Raw genomic sequence first — 14,384 nt, forward strand, 5'->3', positions numbered from 1 at the left:
TGAAGTCGCCAAAAGCTTCGCGAGCAAGCTCGCTCCCACAGGGTCAGGCGTATAACCCATGATGATTCCTTCTCCCTGGCGCGCCGATTTCCCGGCCATCGCCGCCCTGCAACGGCAAGACCAGACCTATCTGGATAACGCCGCCACCACCCAAAAACCCCAAGCCCTGCTCGACGCGCTGACGCATTACTACGCCAACGGCGCGGCCAATGTGCACCGCGCACAACACTTGCCCGGGGCCCATGCCACCCAGGCGTTCGAAGACAGTCGGCTGAAAGTTGCGCAATGGCTCAATGCCGGTGACAGCGGACAGATCATCTTTACCCACGGCGCCACCAGCGCGCTGAATCTCCTGGCTTATGGCCTGGAACATCTTTTCCAGCCGGGCGATGAAATTGTCATCAGCGCCCTGGAGCATCACGCCAACCTGCTGCCGTGGCAGCAACTGGCACAACGTCGTCAACTGAAACTGGTGATCCTGCCACTGGACGCCGACGGTTTGATCGACCTCGCCGCCGCTGTGCACCTGATCGGCCCGCGTACGCGCTTGCTGGCGGTCAGTCAGTTGTCCAACGTGCTCGGCGCCTGGCAACCCTTGCCGGCGCTGCTGGGCATGGCCAAGGCGCACAACGCGCTGACCGTGGTCGATGGCGCGCAAGGTGTGGTTCACGGTCGGCATGACGTGCAGGCACTGGGTTGCGACTTCTACGTGTTTTCCAGTCACAAGCTGTACGGCCCCGATGGCCTCGGCGTGCTATTTGGGCGCAACACTGCGCTCGAACAGCTGAAGCCGTGGCAGTTCGGTGGCGAAATGGTCCTGGAAGCCAACTATCACGACGCACGCTTCCGCCCTGCTCCGCTGGGTTTTGAGGCGGGCACGCCGCCGATTGCCAGCGTGATCGGCCTCGGTGCGACCCTCGACTATCTGGCCGGGCTGGATCAGGACGCGGTATCGGCGCACGAAGCGGCATTGCATGACTATCTGTTGCGTGGCCTCGCGGCGCGTAACGGCATTCGCCTGCTGGGCAAACCGCAACTGGCGCTGGCCAGTTTTGTCGTAGAAGGCGTGCACAACGCGGATCTCGCGCACCTGCTGACCGAGCAAGGCATTGCCGTGCGCGCGGGTCATCACTGCGCGATGCCACTGCTGAAGCGTTTCGAGTTGGCAGGGGCGATTCGGGTGTCGCTGGCGCTGTACAACGATTCCGAGGATCTGGAACGGTTCTTTGAAGCGCTGGATCAGGCGCTGGAGTTGTTGCGATGAGCTTGCCGGTAGAGGCTGCCGAGGCGCTGCAAACGTTTCAGAATGCCGCCGGTTGGGAACAGCGGGCGCGGTTGTTGATGCAGTTTGGTGATCGTCTGCCGCCGTTGAATGACGCAGACAAGTGCGACGCCAACCGGGTACATGGCTGTGAAAGCCAGGTGTGGCTGGTCGGCGCGTTACAGGATGGCCACTGGCAGTTCGCAGCGAGCAGCGATGCACGGATGATTCGTGGATTGGTGGCGTTGCTGCTGTTGCGAGTCAATGGCCTGACCGCTAATGAGTTGCAGCAAGTGGATTTGCCGGACTGGTTCAGTCAGTTGGGGCTGTCGCGACAGTTGTCGCCGTCGCGCAGTAATGGCCTGAATGCTGTGCTCAAGCGAATGAATGAGTTGGCAGGTTGATCGCCTTCGCGAGCAGGCTCGCTCCCACATGTGAACGCATTCCAGTGTGGGAGCGAGCCTGCTCGCGAAGGGGCCATCACTGGCAATCTCAAACCTGAGGTTTGACCCGCTCCGCCGGGCGCCGAACACCCGCCACAATCTTGTCCACCGCCTTGGTCGCCGCAACCATCCCGAACGTCGCCGTGACCATCATCACCGCGCCAAACCCGCCCGCGCAGTCCAGCTTCACACCGTCGCCGACAAAACTTTTCTGCAAACAAATGCTGCCGTCCGGTTTCGGATAGCGCAGTTGTTCGGTGGAGAACACGCACGGCACGCTGTAATGACGGGTCACGGTGCGCGAGAAACCGTAATCACGGCGCAATGTCGAGCGCACTTTCGAAGCCAGCGGATCGTTGAATGTGCGGTTGAGGTCACAGACCTGAATCAGCGTCGGATCAATCTGCCCACCCGCGCCACCGGTGGTGATGATTTGAATCTTGCGGCGCTTGCACCAGGCGATCAGCGCCGCTTTGGCGTTGACCGCGTCGATGCAGTCGATCACGCAGTCGATGTTCGGCGTGATGTATTCGGCCATGGTCTCGCGGGTGACGAAATCCGCCACGGCGTGCACCGTGCAGTCGGGGTTGATCCCGCGCAGACGCTCGGCCATCACCTCGACCTTGGGTTTGCCGACGGTGCTGTCCAGCGCGTGCAACTGGCGGTTGGCGTTGCTGACGCAGACATCATCGAGGTCGAACAGCGAAATCTCGCCCACGCCACAGCGCGCAATGGCTTCCGCCGCCCAGGAACCGACGCCACCAACGCCGACGATCGCCACATGGGCCGCGCACAAGCGCTCCATGCCTTCGATGCCATACAAACGGGCGATGCCTGCAAACCGCGGATCTTCTGTACTCATGACCATTACCCCAAAAACCGGCGCGCATTATAGGGCTACGCAGCCACAAGTTTTAAGCTTCAAGCGACAAGTGTAAGAACTTAAGTCAACGGCACTTGCCCAATGTGAGTAATTTCCCCGTCCGTTGTACGACTGGCGAACTACCGGTGTAGGATGCGCGCCCCTTTGGCGTATAGCCTACCGATCCTTCGTTCCACAGCCTTTGGAACCCGAAACAGCTATGTCATCGCGTAAATTTGGTCTCAACCTGGTGGTGGTTCTGGCAATCGCCGCCCTGTTCACTGGTTTCTGGGCGCTGATCAATCGCCCGGTCTCCGCGCCCAACTGGCCGGAACAGATCTCCGGTTTCTCTTATTCGCCGTTCCAGCAGGGCCAGTACCCACAGAAGGACCAGTATCCGTCTGACGACGAGATGCGCCGCGACCTCGAGATCATGAGCAAGTTGACGGATAACATCCGCATCTACTCGGTCGACGGCTCCCTGCAAGACATTCCGAAACTGGCTGAAGAGTTCGGTCTGCGCGTGACTCTGGGGATCTGGATCAGCCCTGATCAGGAGCGCAACGAGCGCGAAATCACTCGCGCCATCGAACTGGCCAACACGTCGCGCAGTGTGGTGCGCGTGGTGGTCGGTAACGAGGCGATCTTCCGTAAGGAAATCACCGCTGAACAACTCAGCGTATTGCTCGACCGGGTTCGTGCTGCGGTGAAAGTGCCGGTCACCACGTCCGAACAGTGGCACGTCTGGGAAGAACACCCGGAACTGGCCAAGCACGTTGACCTGATCGCCGCGCACGTTCTGCCTTACTGGGAATTCATCCCGGTCGACAAGGCCGGCCAGTTCGTCTTCGACCGTGCCCGCGACCTGAAGAAGATGTTCCCGAAAAAACCGTTGCTGCTGTCTGAAATCGGCTGGCCGAGCAACGGTCGCATGCGCGGTGGCGCTGATGCGTCGCCGGCGGATCAGGCGATCTACCTGCGCACGCTGGTCAACAAGCTCAATCGCCAGGGCTTCAACTACTTCGTGATCGAAGCGTTCGACCAGCCGTGGAAGGCCAGCGACGAAGGTTCGGTCGGCGCCTACTGGGGCGTTTTCAACGCCGCGCGTCAGCAGAAATTCAATTTCGAAGGCCCGGTGGTAGCGATCCCGCAATGGCGCGTGCTGGCAGTCGGTTCGGTGGTGCTGGCGCTGTTGTCGCTGACGTTGCTGATGATCGATGGCTCGGCGCTGCGCCAGCGCGGACGCGTCTTCCTGACCTTTATCGCCTTCCTTTGCGGATCGGTGCTGGTGTGGATCGGTTACGACTACAGCCTGCAATACAGCACGTGGTTCAGTCTGACGGTGGGTTTCCTGCTGGCGCTCGGTGCGTTCGGGGTGTTCATCGTGTTACTCACCGAGGCCCATGAACTGGCCGAAGCGGTGTGGATTCACAAACGTCGACGCGAATTCCTGCCGGTCGTTGGTGATTCGGACTACCGCCCGAAAGTGTCGATCCATGTGCCGTGCTACAACGAGCCGCCGGAGATGGTCAAACAGACACTCGACGCCTTGGCTGCCCTCGATTACCCGGACTACGAAGTCCTGATCATCGACAACAACACCAAGGACCCGGCAGTGTGGGAGCCGGTGCGCGACTACTGCGAAACCCTCGGCCCGCGCTTCAAGTTCTTCCACGTTTCGCCATTGGCCGGCTTCAAGGGCGGCGCGCTGAATTACCTGCTTCCGCACACCGCCAAGGATGCCGAAGTGATCGCGGTTATCGACTCGGACTACTGCGTGGCGCCGAACTGGCTCAAGCACATGGTGCCGCACTTCGCCGACCCGAAAATCGCCGTGGTGCAGTCGCCGCAGGATTACCGCGACCAGAACGAAAGCACCTTCAAGAAGCTCTGCTACGCCGAGTACAAAGGCTTCTTCCATATCGGCATGGTCACCCGCAACGACCGCGACGCGATCATCCAGCACGGCACCATGACCATGACTCGCCGTTCGGTTCTGGAAGAGTTGGGCTGGGCCGACTGGTGTATCTGCGAGGATGCCGAACTCGGTCTGCGCGTATTCGAAAAAGGCCTGTCGGCGGCGTATTACCACGACAGCTATGGCAAGGGCCTGATGCCGGATACGTTCATCGACTTCAAGAAGCAGCGCTTCCGCTGGGCCTACGGTGCGATTCAGATCATCAAGCGCCACACCGGCAGCCTGCTGCGCGGCAAGGACACCGAATTGACTCGCGGTCAGCGCTACCACTTCCTTGCGGGCTGGTTGCCGTGGGTCGCGGACGGCATGAACATCTTCTTCACCGTCGGCGCGCTGCTGTGGTCGGCGGCGATGATCATCGTGCCGCAACGGGTCGATCCGCCGCTGCTGATTTTCGCGATCCCGCCGTTGGCGCTGTTTGTGTTCAAGGTTGGCAAGATCATCTTCCTGTACCGTCGCGCCGTTGGCGTGAACCTCAAGGATGCGTTCTGCGCCGCGCTGGCCGGCCTGGCGTTGTCGCACACCATCGCCAAAGCGGTGTTGTACGGTTTCTTCACCAGCAGCATTCCGTTCTTCCGCACGCCGAAAAACGCTGATAACCACGGTTTCTGGGTGGCGATCTCCGAAGCACGCGAAGAGCTGTTCATCATGCTGCTGTTGTGGGGCGCGGCGCTGGGGATCTATCTGGTCAACGGCATGCCGAGCAACGACATGCGTTTCTGGGTGGTCATGTTGCTGGTGCAGTCGCTGCCGTATCTGGCGGCGTTGATCATGGCGTTCCTGTCGTCGCTGCCAAAACCGGCGGCGGCGCCTGAGCCGGCACCGGCCGTCTAATTCCTTGTCGATGCACTAAACGGCGGCCAATGGTCGCCGTTTTGCTTTAAGATAACCGCCATTTTGCGGGGCTTGGCGTGATAACCGGTCTTACTGACCGAACTCAATCCCCTGTGAGAGCGAGCCTGCTCGCGAAGGCGTTGTAACAATCACCGATTATGTTGACTGACACACCGCATTCGCGAGCAGGCTCGCTCCCACATTGGCCCTTGCCCAATTTCAAGTTTTCGGAGTTTTCCATGACGGCCCACGCCGACCTTTCGCCGACCCTTCAACTCGCCATCGACCTGATCCGCCGTCCGTCCGTGACGCCGGTCGACGCCGACTGCCAGAAGCAGATGATGCAGCGCCTGGGCGATGCCGGTTTCAAACTGGAGCCGATGCGCATTGAAGACGTGGATAACTTCTGGGCCACCCACGGCAACAACGATGGCCCGGTGCTGTGTTTCGCCGGTCACACCGACGTGGTGCCGACCGGTCCGGTGACTGCCTGGCAGATCGACCCGTTCAACGCGCTGATCGATGAACACGGCATGCTTTGCGGCCGTGGCGCGGCGGACATGAAAGGCAGCCTGGCGTCGATGACCGTCGCCGCCGAGCGCTTCGTCACCGACTACCCGAACCACAAAGGCAAGGTCGCGTTCCTGATCACCAGCGACGAAGAAGGCCCGGCGCACCACGGCACCAAGGCTGTGGTTGAGCGTCTGGCCGCACGTAACGAGCGTCTGGACTGGTGCATCGTCGGCGAACCGTCGAGCACCACCCTGGTCGGCGACGTGGTGAAAAACGGCCGTCGCGGCTCGCTGGGTGCCAAGCTCACCGTCAAAGGCATTCAGGGCCACGTGGCCTATCCGCACCTGGCCAAGAACCCGATCCACCTCGCCGCGCCGGCGTTGGCCGAACTGGCCGCCGAGCACTGGGATCACGGCAACGATTTCTTCCCGCCGACCAGTTTCCAGATTTCCAACGTCAATTCCGGCACCGGCGCGACCAACGTGATTCCGGGTGATCTGGTGGCCGTGTTCAACTTCCGCTTTTCCACTGAATCGACTGTTGAAGGCCTGCAGAAACGCGTTGCCGACATCCTCGACAAACATGACCTGGACTGGCACATCGACTGGGCGCTGTCCGGCCTGCCATTCCTCACCGAGCCGGGCGCACTGCTCGACGCGGTGTCGGCGAGCATCAAGGACATCACCGGTCGCCAGACCAAGGCTTCGACCAGCGGCGGCACCTCCGACGGCCGTTTCATCGCGACCATGGGCACGCAAGTGGTTGAACTGGGCCCGGTCAACGCGACCATTCACCAGGTCAACGAGCGTGTGCTGGCGGCCGATCTCGATGTACTGACCGAGATTTACTACCAGACCATGATCAAGTTGCTCGCCTGATGCTCGCGTGCCCGATCTGCAGTGAGCCGCTGAATGCGGTGGATAACGGCGTGGTCTGTCCCGCCGGGCATCGTTTTGACCGTGCGCGGCAGGGTTACCTGAACCTGCTGCCGGTGCAGCACAAAAACAGCCGCGATCCTGGCGACAATCAGGCGATGGTCGAGGCCCGCCGTGATTTCTTGAACGCCGGGCATTACGCGCCGGTGGCCAAGCGTCTGGCCGAACTGGCGGCGAGCTACGCGCCGGCACGCTGGGTCGATATCGGTTGTGGTGAGGGTTACTACACCGCGCAGATCGCCGATGCGCTGCCGGATGCCGATGGCTACGCATTGGACATCTCGCGTGAAGCCGTCAAACGCGCCTGCAAACGCAATCCGCAACTGACCTGGTTGATCGCCAGCATGGCCCGCGTGCCATTGGCCTCGGTCAGCTGCCAGTTTCTCGCCAGCGTCTTCAGTCCATTGGATTGGGAAGAGGCCAAACGCCTGCTGAGCGTCGGCGGCGGATTGATGAAAGTCGGCCCGACCAGCGGACATTTGATGGAACTGCGCGAAAGCCTGTACGACGAAGTGCGTGAATACACCGACGACAAGCATCTGGCCCTGGTGCCGCAAGGCATGGCGCTGGCGCACAGTGAAATCCTGGAATTCAAGCTGACGCTGGACAAGCCGCAGGATCGCGCCAACCTCCTGGCGATGACACCCCACGGCTGGCGCGCCAGTGCCGAGCGTCGTGCAGCAGTGATCGAGCAGGCCGAGCCGTTCGAGACCACCGTGTCGATGCGCTACGATTATTTCATTCTTCAATAACTATTGGTCTCGGGCAAATGCCCGGGGCCGGCTAAATCCGCGAATGGATTTTTCAGACCCGCAGTGAGGACATCCATGCGCCAACCGGACATCGAGATTTACCTGAAAGACGCCGACGTCGACCACAAGGCCATCTCCGCCTGGCTCGGCGCCGCGCTGGGCCCGTGCAGCGACTGGGTACAGAAGGGCCAGACCTACAAGTGCAAGGCCGGCAACGTCCCGGTCACCTGGCTGCCAAAAGCCGTGGGCAAGTGGAACAGCCTGTACCTGGAAAGCGACCAGACCCCGTGGGACGACGACATCGCCTGCGCCCGCGCAGCCTTTGCCGCGCTGAACGTCGAAGTGCGTTGCGCGCCGGGCACGTGGGTCGAGGAAGAAGGTGAGGAGACGGCGGATCGCTGGATGCGCATCAGCGAAGACGGTGAAGAAGAGATCACCTGGAAAACGGCGTAAAAGCAGCTACAAGCTACAAGCTGAAAGCCTCGAGCTGACCGCTTGTAGCTTGTAGCTCAAGCCTACAGCCCGACTACATCCTCAGCCTGCAAACCCTTCTCCCCCGTCACCACGGCGTACTCGACCTGCTGACCTTCCGCCAGCGAGCGGTGCCCTTCGCCGCGAATCGCGCGATAGTGCACGAATACGTCCACCCCGTCGTCGCGCTGAATGAAGCCATAGCCCTTGGCGTCGTTGAACCACTTCACGTTGCCGGTTTCACGTGTTGCCATCTGTTCATACTCCTTTTTTATTATTGGACAGGCTTTTCGCAGGAAAGCCTTTGAGGAACGCCAGCCTGCGTCCGACGGCCATTAAAGGGCCGCGACGACAGACCGCCGAGTATATGACAGGCGCAAAAACTCTCAACAGGAGATTACTTCGCCGCTTTTTTGCCGATTTTCGCCTAATCCGGCACACTAGGGGGCGTTCTTCATGAGTTTTCGCGCCGCGTTGTCGCCTTAAAGCGGACCAGGCAAGGCGCAGGCCGCTGGGAATGGTTGTTCCCTTTCCAAGGCCTGCAACGCAGCCTGGTCCGCTTTAAGGCACAACCCGAAGGGCCGCGCCTGCTGTTGTGCAGGGCTGCGTTGCGCGAAGCTTGTTTGGAATGACCAAACCACGCTTCTCGCGCCTTGCCCTGCACAGCAGCAGGCACGGCGCGGCACGAAAACTCATGAAGAACGCCCCCTGCCCACCCGAGCAAACGCTCGGTTTTATCCACTCACGCAGAAGCCGTATGACCCGTTCCCCGTTCCGCCGTCTTGTGTTTGGCACCTTGCGCCGACTGTTGTATCTCTGGGTTCGCTCGGAGACCATCAACCAGTCGTCGTTCACCCTCAACCTCGACCGCAGTCGTCCGGTGTTCTACGTCCTGCAAAACCCTTCGCTGACCGATCTGGCCGTGCTCGACACCGAGTGCACCAAGGCCGGCCTGCCACGGCCGGTGCTGCCGGTGTCGGTGGGTAATCTGCTGGAGCCGGCCGCGTTCTTCTACCTGACGCCGGACCCGGACTGGCTTGGCCGTCAGGACAAACGCGGCGCGCCGCCGACGCTGACTCGACTTGTCAGCGCCCTCACCCAGAATGCCGCCGAAGACGCGCAGATCATTCCGGTCAGCGTGTTCTGGGGCCAGTCGCCGGACAGCGAATCGAGTCCGTGGAAGCTGTTGTTCGCAGACAGCTGGGCAGTCACCGGGCGCTTGCGTCGACTGCTGAGCATCATGATTCTCGGGCGTAAGACCCGCGTGCAATTCTCCGCGCCAATTCATCTGCGCGAACTGATCGATCACAACAAGGGCCACGAACGCACCGTGCGCATGGCCCAGCGAATCCTTCGCGTGCACTTCCGCAATCTCAAAGCCGCCGTTATCGGCCCGGACATTTCTCACCGGCGTAATCTGGTGAAGGGTTTGCTCAACCAGCCGCTGGTCAAGCAAGCGATCCTCGACGAAGCCGAACGCGAAAACATTTCGCCGGAAAAAGCCAAGGCCCAGGCCCTGCGCTATGGCAACGAGATCGCCTCGGACTACACCTACACCGCAATCCGCTTTCTCGAAGTGGTGCTGAGCTGGTTCTGGAACAAAATCTACGACGGCATCAAGGTCAACCACATCGAAGGCGTACAGAAAGTCGCGCAGGGTCACGAAGTGATCTACGTGCCGTGCCACCGCAGCCACATCGATTACCTGCTGCTCTCGTACTTGCTGTTCCGCAACGGCCTGACCCCGCCGCACATCGCCGCCGGGATCAACCTGAACATGCCGGTGATCGGCAGCCTGCTGCGCCGTGGCGGCGCGTTCTTCATGCGCCGCACGTTCAAGGGCAACCCGCTGTACACCTCGGTGTTCAACGAATACCTGCACACCCTGTTCACCAAAGGTTTCCCGGTCGAATACTTCGTCGAGGGCGGTCGCTCACGCACCGGACGCATGCTGCAACCGAAAACCGGGATGCTCGCGATCACGATGCGCAGTTTCCTGCGCTCGTCGCGGATGCCAATTGTGTTCGTGCCGGTGTACATCGGTTACGAGCGGGTGCTGGAAGGTCGCACCTACCTCGGTGAACTGCGCGGCGCGAGCAAGAAGAAAGAGTCGATCTTCGACATCTTCAAAGTCATCGGCGCACTCAAGCAGCGCTTCGGTCAGGTCGCGGTCAACTTCGGCGAACCGATCAAACTGGCGGAATTCCTCGACAGCGAGCAGCCGGACTGGCGCCAACAGGAACTCGGTCCGCAATTCAAACCGGCGTGGCTCAACGAAACCACCAATCGCCTCGGCGAAAAAGTCGCGCAGCATCTGAACGAAGCGGCGGCGATCAACCCGGTGAATCTGGTCGCGCTCGCCCTCCTGTCGACCACACGCCTGGCGCTGGACGATCGGGCGATGGCACGGGTGCTGGATCTGTACCTGGCGCTGCTGCGCAAGGTTCCCTACTCGCCGCACACCACGCTGCCCGAAGGCGATGGCCGCGCGCTGATCGAGCATGTGAAGGACATGGACCTGCTGTCCGAGCAGAACGATGCGCTGGGCAAGATTCTCTATCTCGACGAGCAAAATGCCGTCCTGATGACCTACTACCGCAACAACGTGCTGCACATTTTCGCGCTGCCGTCGCTGCTGGCGAGCTTCTTCCAGAGCACTTCGCGCATGAGCCGCGAACAGATCCTGCGCTACACCCGCGCCCTGTACCCGTACCTGCAATCGGAGTTGTTCATCCGCTGGACCCTGGACGAACTCGACGCTGTGGTCGATCAGTGGCTGGAAGCGTTTGTCGAGCAAGGTCTGCTGCGCTTCGAGAAAGAGGTGTACATGCGCCCGGCGCCAAGTTCGCGGCACTTCGTGTTGCTGACTCTGCTGTCGAAAAGCATCGCGCAGACCTTGCAGCGCTTCTACATGACCGTGTCGCTGCTGCTCAACGCCGGGCAGAACACCATCAGCGCCGAAGAACTGGAAGACCTGTGCACCGTCATGGCCCAGCGCCTGTCGATCCTGCACGGCCTCAATGCCCCGGAATTCTTCGACAAGAGCCTGTTCCGCCATTTCATCCAGACCCTGCTCGACCTCGACGTTTTGCGCCGCGACGAAGCCGGCAAACTGAGCTACCACGAACTGCTCGGCGAACTGGCCGAAGGCGCGGCCAAACGCGTGCTGCCGGCGGAGATTCGCTTGTCGATCCGTCAGGTGGCGCTGCATCGCAGTGAAGATGCGGCCGATCAAGTCACCGCAGAGCCCGAAGTTTGATGCTTACCTGTAGGAAATCAGTCATGAAAAAACTCACCCTGCTCGCAGCCGCCACCCTATTGAGCGCCTGCCAATCGACCACACCCGCCGGCAAGGCCAGCCTCGACGGTGAGGTGTTCTACCTGCAACGCATCGCCCTGCCACCGAGCGCGACCCTGAGCGTGAGCCTGCAAGACGTATCGCTGGCCGACGCCCCGGCCGTGGTGCTCGATGAACAGAAAGGCCCGGTCAAAGGTCAGGTGCCACTGCCGTTCCACTTGACCTACGATCCGGCGCAAGTCAAACCCGGCCACCGCTACTCGGTCAGCGCACGCATCGAGGTCAACGGTGAACTGATGTTCATCACCACCGAAAACCACGCCGTGCAACTCGACGGCAACGATCCGCAGCCGCTGAAAATCCGCGTCGACGCCATTCGCTAATTGCCTATCAAGGAAGCTGCCATGTTCCGCCCTACCCTTCGCTTCGCCGGCCTGTGCGCGGGCCTGATGATCTCCGCCAACGTGCTGGCGCTGTCGCTCGCCGACCTGTCGCAGCAAGACGCCACCGGCGGCCTCAAGGATGCCCTGACCCAAGGCGCACAACTGGCCGTCAAACAATTAGGTACCCCAGGCGGCTTCAGCAACAACCCTGACGTGAAAATCGAACTGCCGGGCAAACTCGGCAAAGCCGCCAGCAAGATGAAAGCCTTCGGCATGGGCGCCCAGGTCGAAGAGCTGGAAACCGCCATGAACAAAGCCGCGGAAACTGCCGTAACCCAGGCGCAGCCGATCCTCGTCGACGCTGTGAAGAAAATGAGCGTCGCCGACGCCAAAGGCATCCTCAGCGGCGGCACCGACTCGGCCACCCAATACCTGGACAAATCCAGCCGCGAACAGATCCGCGCCAAGTTCCTGCCGATCGTCAAACAAGCCACCGACAAAGTTGGCGTGGCACAGAAATACAACGCCTTCGCCGGCCAGGCCGCGACCTTCGGCGTTGTCGACGCGAAGAGCGCCAACGTCGAAAACTACGTCACCGAGCAAGCGCTCAACGGTTTGTTTGAAATGATCGGCAAACAGGAAGAAACCCTGCGCAAGAACCCGGCCGCTGCGGCGACGAGTCTGGCGAAGAAAGTGTTCGGCACGTTGTAAAGTTCTGAACGACAAAAAGCCCGCTGAACTTCACAGGTTCAGCGGGCTTTTTGTTGGGCGTCAGATTTGCGGATCGACTTGATCGAGGACGCGGTTCACCGACAGTTCTGCGAGGGAGATCATCTGCTGAATACCCAGAAGATGATTACACGTCGGGCCACTCAGGGTGAACGCCAGCTCCGTGGCCATGATATTGGCTGAGGCCAGCGTTTCACAGGCGTGAGCGAGTAGTGTTTCGGAATCGACTTCGGGGAGGACAGTGAAGATCGTGCTGGGATGATTGACGGGTTTGGGCGGGTTTGGCGTGGGTTTGAACATGGCGAAATCTCCTGAAGAGGTGGAGCCGCCACCGTTCGCTGCGAAACGAATGATAGGTGGCAGCTGTACGCAGGTTCGCAGACCGGGACTTCAGGCACCCGGCATACCCGAAGGTATCCCGCGCACAGCCGCCATGACAAAGGCATAAAAAGCGCCCGTTTTCGGATGGTGGACGCTGTGCGTCTGAAGTTTAACCGGGCTGCGAAACCCGGTCGCTGATTTTTGCAGCGACGGCCAAAGGCTAGAGATCGCACGTCCGACGGACAACCTGAAAAACATGTGGGAAGGTTCTGAGTTTTCGTCACACCGTTAAACAACTTTGCTTTTCAGATCGCCTTCGCGAGCAGGCTCGCTCCCACAATTTGGGCTCGGGGTAGTCAGATAGAAAACCGGGAGCCTGTCAGGACGCCATCGCTGGCAAGCCAGCTCCCACAATTTCAGCCGCGCGCAATCAGGCAGAGATCGGTCGGCTGCCAGGCCGCCTTCGCGAGCAGGCTCGCTCCCACAATTTGAGCTCGGGGCATTCAGATAGAAAACCGGGAGCCTGTCGGACGCCATCGCTGGCAAGCCAGCTCCCACAATTTCGGCAGCGCGCATTCAGGCAGAAATCGGTCGGCTGTCAGGCCGCCTTCGCGAGCAGGCTCGCTCCCACAATTTGGGCCACGCGCATTCAGGCAGAGATCGGTCGGCTGCCAGGCCGCCCTCGCGAGCAGGCTCGCTCCCACAATTTGGGCTCGGGGCATTCAGATAGAAAACCGGGGGCCTGACGGACGTCATCGCTGGCAAGCCAGTTCCCACAATATCGGCCGCGCGCAATAGGCAGAGATCGGTCGGCTGTCAGGCCGCCTTCGCGAGCAGGCTCGCTCCCACAATTTGAGTTCGGGGCATTCAGATAGAAAACCGGGAGCCTATGAGGACGCCATCGCTGGCAAGCCAGCTCCCACAATTTCGGCCGCGCGCAATCAGGCAGAGATCAGTCGGCGGTCATGCCGCCTTCGCGAGCAGGCTCGCTCCCACAATTTGGGCTCGGCGTAGTCAGATAGAAAACCGGGAGCCTGACGGACGTCATCGCTGGCAAGCCAGCTCCCACAATTTGGGCTCGGGGCATTCAGATAGAAAACCGGGAGCCTATGAGTACGCCATCGCTGGCAAGCCAGCGCCCACAATTTCGTCCGCGCGCAATCAGGCAGAGATCGGTCGGCTGTCAGGCCGCCTTCGCGAGCAGGCTCGCTCCCACAGAAAAACAAAAGCCAAAGCCAAAGCAAAAGCAAAAACAGCACCCCCCCGCCCCGCTTCGCTTCTCACCACTCAACAGGATGAGCGTTAGCTCGGCTGCAGCTCTTGATCTTGCCGTACCGGCCCCTTCGGCAGGCTGAGTGGAGGGATTGATCCGGGGGTGGGCGCGAAGCGCCGTTCGACGAAGTCGAATACATCGAAAGGAGGTGCAGCGAAGCAAACCGGAAGCGATGCCCCCGGATCAATTCCGGAGCGAAGGAACCCCGAGCCCCAGCGAGCGGGCCGAACGCCGGGGCCCAGACCTTTGGTTCCTTTGGGGCGTTTGCCAAAGGGACTCGCTGTAAGAGCGAAACCGCCAGCGGCAACACCCGCAGAAACGGATATTCACC

General features: G+C 60.8%; 12 protein-coding genes. 9 read left to right on the forward strand and 3 right to left on the reverse strand.

Features of this window, described 5'->3' with window-relative positions; translation table 11 throughout:
* Positions 1-58: 58 nt before the first annotated feature.
* Entirely contained in the window at positions 59-1,264 is a 1,206-nt protein-coding gene (locus JJD74_RS11100) for an aminotransferase class V-fold PLP-dependent enzyme (RefSeq protein WP_042557867.1), read from the forward strand.
* Complete coding sequence (locus JJD74_RS11105) at positions 1,261-1,665, forward strand: SufE family protein (RefSeq protein ID WP_042557866.1); 405 nt, start codon at positions 1,261-1,263, stop codon at positions 1,663-1,665. The genes JJD74_RS11100 and JJD74_RS11105 overlap by 4 nt, the downstream gene beginning before the upstream one ends.
* An 88-nt stretch (positions 1,666-1,753) precedes the next feature.
* Here the strand turns inward: JJD74_RS11105 and tcdA are convergent, their stop codons facing one another.
* The gene (tcdA, locus tag JJD74_RS11110; RefSeq protein WP_200613729.1) at positions 1,754-2,572 is read right to left on the reverse strand and encodes a tRNA cyclic N6-threonylcarbamoyladenosine(37) synthase TcdA; all 819 of its coding nucleotides are present in this window, start codon (positions 2,570-2,572) and stop codon (positions 1,754-1,756) included.
* Between the two features lie 214 nt (positions 2,573-2,786).
* On the opposite strand from tcdA, the gene JJD74_RS11115 reads away from it, so the two are divergent.
* From JJD74_RS11115 to JJD74_RS11130, 4 genes are all read left to right on the forward strand, one after another.
* Positions 2,787-5,378, forward strand: a complete 2,592-nt coding sequence (locus tag JJD74_RS11115) for a glycosyltransferase (protein ID WP_047299902.1) — start codon at positions 2,787-2,789, stop codon at positions 5,376-5,378.
* Between the two features lie 239 nt (positions 5,379-5,617).
* Positions 5,618-6,769, forward strand: coding sequence for a succinyl-diaminopimelate desuccinylase (gene dapE / locus JJD74_RS11120; RefSeq protein ID WP_042557863.1), 1,152 nt, complete (start codon positions 5,618-5,620; stop codon positions 6,767-6,769).
* Positions 6,769-7,578, forward strand: a complete 810-nt coding sequence (locus JJD74_RS11125; protein ID WP_200613734.1) for a putative RNA methyltransferase — start codon at positions 6,769-6,771, stop codon at positions 7,576-7,578. The genes dapE and JJD74_RS11125 overlap by 1 nt, the downstream gene beginning before the upstream one ends.
* A 75-nt stretch (positions 7,579-7,653) precedes the next feature.
* Complete coding sequence (locus JJD74_RS11130) at positions 7,654-8,031, forward strand: hypothetical protein (RefSeq protein ID WP_016985110.1); 378 nt, start codon at positions 7,654-7,656, stop codon at positions 8,029-8,031.
* Positions 8,032-8,093: 62 nt separating this feature from the next.
* Here the strand turns inward: JJD74_RS11130 and JJD74_RS11135 are convergent, their stop codons facing one another.
* Complete coding sequence (locus JJD74_RS11135; protein ID WP_042557861.1) at positions 8,094-8,303, reverse strand: cold-shock protein; 210 nt, start codon at positions 8,301-8,303, stop codon at positions 8,094-8,096.
* Positions 8,304-8,806: 503 nt separating this feature from the next.
* Here JJD74_RS11135 and plsB point away from each other — a divergent pair.
* From plsB to JJD74_RS11150, 3 genes are read left to right on the forward strand one after another with little or no spacing between them, the layout of a single operon-like run.
* On the forward strand, positions 8,807-11,308 hold the full coding sequence (gene plsB / locus JJD74_RS11140) for a glycerol-3-phosphate 1-O-acyltransferase PlsB (RefSeq protein ID WP_200613755.1): 2,502 nt from the start codon (positions 8,807-8,809) through the stop codon (positions 11,306-11,308).
* A 23-nt stretch (positions 11,309-11,331) separates the two neighbouring features.
* The gene (locus JJD74_RS11145) at positions 11,332-11,730 is read left to right on the forward strand and encodes a YbaY family lipoprotein (protein WP_115146377.1); all 399 of its coding nucleotides are present in this window, start codon (positions 11,332-11,334) and stop codon (positions 11,728-11,730) included.
* Positions 11,731-11,751: 21 nt separating this feature from the next.
* Positions 11,752-12,441: a DUF4197 domain-containing protein gene (locus tag JJD74_RS11150; RefSeq protein WP_042557857.1), complete on the forward strand. Its 690-nt coding sequence runs from the start codon at positions 11,752-11,754 to the stop codon at positions 12,439-12,441.
* 60 nt (positions 12,442-12,501) lie between these two features.
* On the opposite strand, the gene JJD74_RS11155 is transcribed toward JJD74_RS11150, so the two are convergent.
* Entirely contained in the window at positions 12,502-12,759 is a 258-nt protein-coding gene (locus JJD74_RS11155; RefSeq protein ID WP_200613760.1) for a DUF6124 family protein, read from the reverse strand.
* Between the last annotated feature and the right edge of the window lie 1,625 nt (positions 12,760-14,384).

The sequence above is a fragment of the Pseudomonas sp. MF6776 genome, from assembly GCF_016613125.1.
Classification (GTDB): Bacteria; Pseudomonadota; Gammaproteobacteria; order Pseudomonadales; family Pseudomonadaceae; genus Aquipseudomonas; species Aquipseudomonas iridis.

What these genes read in the sequence shown, in the direction of transcription:
- JJD74_RS11125 (WP_200613734.1), top strand. Translation starts at nt 6,769, where the DNA reads ATGCTCGCGTGCCCGATCTGCAGTGAGCCGCTGAATGCGGTGGATAAC.
- JJD74_RS11115 (WP_047299902.1), top strand. Translation starts at nt 2,787, where the DNA reads ATGTCATCGCGTAAATTTGGTCTCAACCTGGTGGTGGTTCTGGCAATC.
- JJD74_RS11150 (WP_042557857.1), top strand. Translation starts at nt 11,752, where the DNA reads ATGTTCCGCCCTACCCTTCGCTTCGCCGGCCTGTGCGCGGGCCTGATG.
- JJD74_RS11100 (WP_042557867.1), top strand. Translation starts at nt 59, where the DNA reads ATGATGATTCCTTCTCCCTGGCGCGCCGATTTCCCGGCCATCGCCGCC.
- JJD74_RS11135 (WP_042557861.1), bottom strand. Translation starts at nt 8,303, where the DNA reads ATGGCAACACGTGAAACCGGCAACGTGAAGTGGTTCAACGACGCCAAG.
- dapE (WP_042557863.1), top strand. Translation starts at nt 5,618, where the DNA reads ATGACGGCCCACGCCGACCTTTCGCCGACCCTTCAACTCGCCATCGAC.
- JJD74_RS11105 (WP_042557866.1), top strand. Translation starts at nt 1,261, where the DNA reads ATGAGCTTGCCGGTAGAGGCTGCCGAGGCGCTGCAAACGTTTCAGAAT.
- plsB (WP_200613755.1), top strand. Translation starts at nt 8,807, where the DNA reads ATGACCCGTTCCCCGTTCCGCCGTCTTGTGTTTGGCACCTTGCGCCGA.
- JJD74_RS11155 (WP_200613760.1), bottom strand. Translation starts at nt 12,759, where the DNA reads ATGTTCAAACCCACGCCAAACCCGCCCAAACCCGTCAATCATCCCAGC.
- JJD74_RS11145 (WP_115146377.1), top strand. Translation starts at nt 11,332, where the DNA reads ATGAAAAAACTCACCCTGCTCGCAGCCGCCACCCTATTGAGCGCCTGC.
- JJD74_RS11130 (WP_016985110.1), top strand. Translation starts at nt 7,654, where the DNA reads ATGCGCCAACCGGACATCGAGATTTACCTGAAAGACGCCGACGTCGAC.
- tcdA (WP_200613729.1), bottom strand. Translation starts at nt 2,572, where the DNA reads ATGGTCATGAGTACAGAAGATCCGCGGTTTGCAGGCATCGCCCGTTTG.